Annotated in this window: 1 protein-coding gene and 1 pseudogene; one reads left to right on the plus strand and one right to left on the minus strand. The window is 74.2% G+C overall.

Going from position 1 to position 1,280, the window contains the following annotated elements:
• Positions 1-319 precede the first annotated feature (319 nt).
• Positions 320-961 carry a hypothetical protein gene (locus PKY62_RS01435; protein ID WP_324534117.1) on the plus strand — a complete coding sequence of 214 codons (642 nt, stop codon included), beginning with the start codon at positions 320-322 and terminating at the stop codon, positions 959-961.
• A gap of 77 nt (positions 962-1,038) precedes the next feature.
• Here the strand turns inward: PKY62_RS01435 and PKY62_RS01440 are convergent.
• Positions 1,039-1,280, minus strand: a pseudogene (locus tag PKY62_RS01440) (sodium-translocating pyrophosphatase); the annotation flags it as partial.

The following is a 1,280-nucleotide window of genomic DNA, read 5'->3' on the forward strand; positions in this document are numbered from 1 at the left end:
CGGACGACGCGTACGACGACCACGGCGGCGACCGCAGCGGCTCGGACGACGACAACGACGACAGCTCGGGCCACGGCTCGGACGACGACAACGACGACAGCTCGGGCCACGGGTCCGACGACTGAGCGCAGCCCCACCGGCTGACCCGCAGCCCCGTCGTGGGGAGGGTTCCCGTCAGATGGCGACGGGAACCCTCCCCACGACGGGGCTGTCGCCTCTTCTCGCCCTGTGCGGCACGTGGGAGGCATGCCACGATGGGCCGCACCTGCCGGGCGGCGCACCGCCGACCGGCGACGCCGCGCACCCGCAGGAGGCACCGATGCACGCCGCCCGACCCCATGCCCTCGCGCTGAGCGGGCTGATGCTGCTCGCCGCCTGCTCGGCCGGCTCGCCGGAGGAGACCGCGGAGCCCACGGAGCCGACGGCCGAGGCGTCGGCAGAGGAGACCCCGGACGAGGCCGCGGAGCAGTCCGGCGGCGGCGGTGCCGCGTGCCTCGAGGGCACCTGGGACATGGACGTCGACGCGATCAAGGAGGCGATCCTCGCCGCGCCGGCAGCCGGTGGGGTCGAGGCGACGGTCGACGTCACCGGCGAGTCCGGGATCACGTTCGACGGCCAGACCATGACGACCCTCTACCGGGGCTACGTCGTGACGATGACCATCGACCTCGAGGGCCAGGCCGTCATCGTGACCGTGACGTCGGACGGGACCGTCGTCGGCGGCTACACGGCCACCGACACCGAGCTGGTGGTCGCGGACGTCGACGCCAGCGGCCTGGTCACCACGACGACCACGACGCTGGACGGAGAGGCCGTCGAGATCCCCGGCGTCGGCGACGCGGACCTGTACGACCTCGACCTCGGCGGCACCTCGACCTACACGTGCACCGCGACCGACCTGACGCTCGTGCCCCAGGTCGAGGGCGCCGAGGCCTTCGAGCAGCGCCTCGTCCGACGCTGAGCAGGGCGGCCGCGGCGTGGGAGACCGCGCCGTCGGCCGCCCGCCGGCGCTGCCCGGCCCGCCGCGCCCGGCGCTCGTCAGACCAGGTGGGTCTCGCGCTCGAGGCGCCCCTCACGGTCGACCGCCGCCGCGCGCACGCGGGACAGGATGACCGCGCCGAACGCGATGAGCATCGCGGTGGTCGCGATCGCCAGGCGCAGCGCGTGGTTGGCCTCGGCGCCGATGCTCACCTGCACCACCGCGGGCGCGATGAGCAGCGCGACGAGGTTCATCACCTTGATGAGCGGGTTGAGCGCGGGGCCGGCGGTGTCCTTGAACG

Origin of the sequence: Actinotalea sp. (assembly GCF_035443605.1) — a bacterium.
GTDB lineage: Bacteria > Actinomycetota > Actinomycetes > Actinomycetales > Cellulomonadaceae > Actinotalea.

Excerpts from the sequence above, each read along its gene's own strand:
- PKY62_RS01435 (WP_324534117.1), top strand. The coding sequence starts at position 320 with ATGCACGCCGCCCGACCCCATGCCCTCGCGCTGAGCGGGCTGATGCTG.